We start from the raw sequence: 2263 nt of genomic DNA, 5'->3' as shown, positions 1-2263 counted from the left end.
TTTCTGAATCGTGAGCTCGGCAAGAAGTATGTGACCCCGTATTGGCGGCGGGGCTTTGTGTATAGGAAACTGCCCCCCCCCGGACCCCACCAGCCGATGGACTCGTGCCACCCCCGCCTTCGGCGGGTGCGCACCGGGGTCTACGCTCTCCCCATGGAGCACATCGACGAGACCGCCCTGCCCGCCCCCGAGGACCGCGTCGTGTCCGCGACCCGCCACGTCGACGCGCCGGCCGGCGTCGTCTTCGAGCTGATCGCGGACCCCTCCCGCCAGCCCGAGTGGGACGGCAACGACAACCTGGCTGAAGCCGCCCCCGGACAGCGGGTGACCGCCGTCGGGAACGTGTTCGTCATGACCCTGCAGAAGGGCGTGGACCGCGCGAACCACGTGGTCGAGTTCGAGGAGGGCCGCCGCATCGCCTGGAAGCCCTCCGAGGTCGGCGGGGAGCCGTTCGGCCAGCTGTGGCGGTGGGAGGTCGACGGCGACGACGAGGGCGGCTGCCGCGTCACCCACACCTACGACTGGACCGCCCTCACCGACCCGAAGCGCATCCAGAAGGCGCTGCGGACCGGCGAAGAGCAGCTCCGCGCGTCGATCGACCGGCTCGCGGACCTCGCTGAGCGCCAGGGCTGAGCCGGCCGCGCGCCCGGCCGAGGGGAATCTTTTGCGGCTCTGACCCTTCTGGCGGTCGAACGAGCAGCCAGAAGGGTCAGATCCGCAGGAGATCCGGCCCGGGCGGTGCCGGCGTGGACGGCCACGTCGCGCGCCGCTTCACGGCAGCGCCAGCCGGAACACCTTCTTCCACGCGGAGCCCACCTGCCGCAGCAGCGGGCCGGTCGTGTACGGCAGGCCGTAGCGGGCGCAGATCTCGCGGACCCTGGGCGCCACCTCGGCGTACCGGCTGGACGGCAGGTCCGGGAACAGGTGGTGCTCCACCTGGTGGGAGAGGTTGCCGGTCATGAAGTGCATCAGCTTCGAACCGGAGATGTTCGCGGAGCCGATCATCTGCCGCACGTACCAGTCGCCGCGGGTCTCGCCGTCCACCATCTCCTCGGAGAACGTCTCCGCACCCTCCGGAAAGTGCCCGCAGAAGATGACCGCGTGCGCCCAGATGTTGCGCAGGCCGTTGGCCAGCAGCGTGCCCGCGAGCGTGGCCTTGCCCGAGCCCGTCAGCACCTCGGCGACGGCCGGCGTGGCCACGTAGTCCTTGGCGAACTGCCGGGCCGCCTTGACGCCCACGGAGCGCAGATCCGTCATCAGCTCCTCGCGGGACTTCTCGCCGCTCTGCACGCGGTCCAGCTCGAGGTCGTAGAGGGCGATGCCCCACTCGAAGATCGGCGCCAGCCCCGCATTGATCACGGGGTTGAGCAGGTGGCGGGGCCGCCACGGCTCGGACTCGTCCATGCGCAGGACGTTGTAGCCCACGTCGCGGTCCTTGCCCACCACGTTGGTCCAGCGGTGGTGCAGGTCGTTGTGGGTGTTCTGCCACGCCCGCGACGGCGTCACGAAGTCCCACTCCCACGTGGTGGAGTGGATGTCCGGGTCGCGCATCCAGTCCCACTGGCCGTGGAGCACGTTGTGCCCGATCTCCATGTTCTCCACGATCTTCGCGACCGTGAGCATGGCTGTGCCCGCCACGAACGCGGCGGGGTGGCGTGCGTTGAGCAGGAGGGCGCGGCCGCCGAGCTCGAGCCGGCGCTGCCAGCGGATGACGCGGCGGATGTAGGCCGCATCGGAGGCGCCGCGGCGGGCGAGCACGTCGTCGCGGATCGCGTCCAGCTCACGGCCCAGCTCGGCCACCTGCGCGTCCGTCAGGTGGGCGGCGCCGGGCGGGCGCACCGCCGGGCTCCCGACGACGCCCGGCAGCCCCGGCGTCGTGGCGGCGGCGGTGGAGCGGGACGTGGCGGCACGGGACTCGGCGGTGTGGGGAGCCCAGCTCGTGGTGTCGGGGCGGTCCTGCGGCAGGACCCGGGCGGCGCGGCCGCGCACGGTGGTGCCGGGGATGGCCAGGGCCAGATCGTCCGGGGCGGTGGCGCCGGTGCGGTCGGGGGCGGTGGGGGTCTGGGGGGGGGGGGAACTTTCGGCGGGGTGGGACGGGGCGGTGGTGTTGGGGGAGGTTCTCCGCTGGCTCTTTTTAACATCCCCCAGCCCCCCCGACGGGGCTACACCTCCTATGCCGGCTTTTTCTTTAAAAAAAAAAAAAAAAGACAAAATAGCGCGAGGAGATGTAGATAAGATAGAGCATCACGTAAGTAGCAGAAAA

At 70.4% G+C, this 2263-nt stretch carries 2 protein-coding genes; one reads left to right on the top strand and one right to left on the bottom strand.

What is annotated here, in order from left to right:
- The first annotated feature begins 153 nt into the window (after window positions 1-153).
- The gene (locus FLM69_RS11185) at window positions 154-633 is read left to right on the top strand and encodes an SRPBCC family protein (RefSeq protein WP_141844286.1); all 480 of its coding nucleotides are present in this window, start codon (window positions 154-156) and stop codon (window positions 631-633) included.
- Window positions 634-771: 138 nt separating this feature from the next.
- Here the strand turns inward: FLM69_RS11185 and FLM69_RS11180 are convergent, their stop codons facing one another.
- A complete protein-coding gene (locus FLM69_RS11180) occupies window positions 772-2016 on the bottom strand; it encodes an acyl-CoA desaturase (RefSeq protein WP_051995338.1) in 1245 nt (414 codons plus the stop codon).
- Window positions 2017-2263: the final 247 nt, after the last annotated feature.

Source organism: Micrococcus sp. R8502A1, from assembly GCF_006704135.1.
GTDB classification, from domain to species: domain Bacteria; phylum Actinomycetota; class Actinomycetes; order Actinomycetales; family Micrococcaceae; genus Micrococcus; species Micrococcus luteus.
This window is presented reverse-complemented; position numbering and strand designations above follow the sequence as displayed.

Excerpts from the sequence above, each read along its gene's own strand:
- FLM69_RS11185 (WP_141844286.1), top strand. The coding sequence starts at position 154 with ATGGAGCACATCGACGAGACCGCCCTGCCCGCCCCCGAGGACCGCGTC.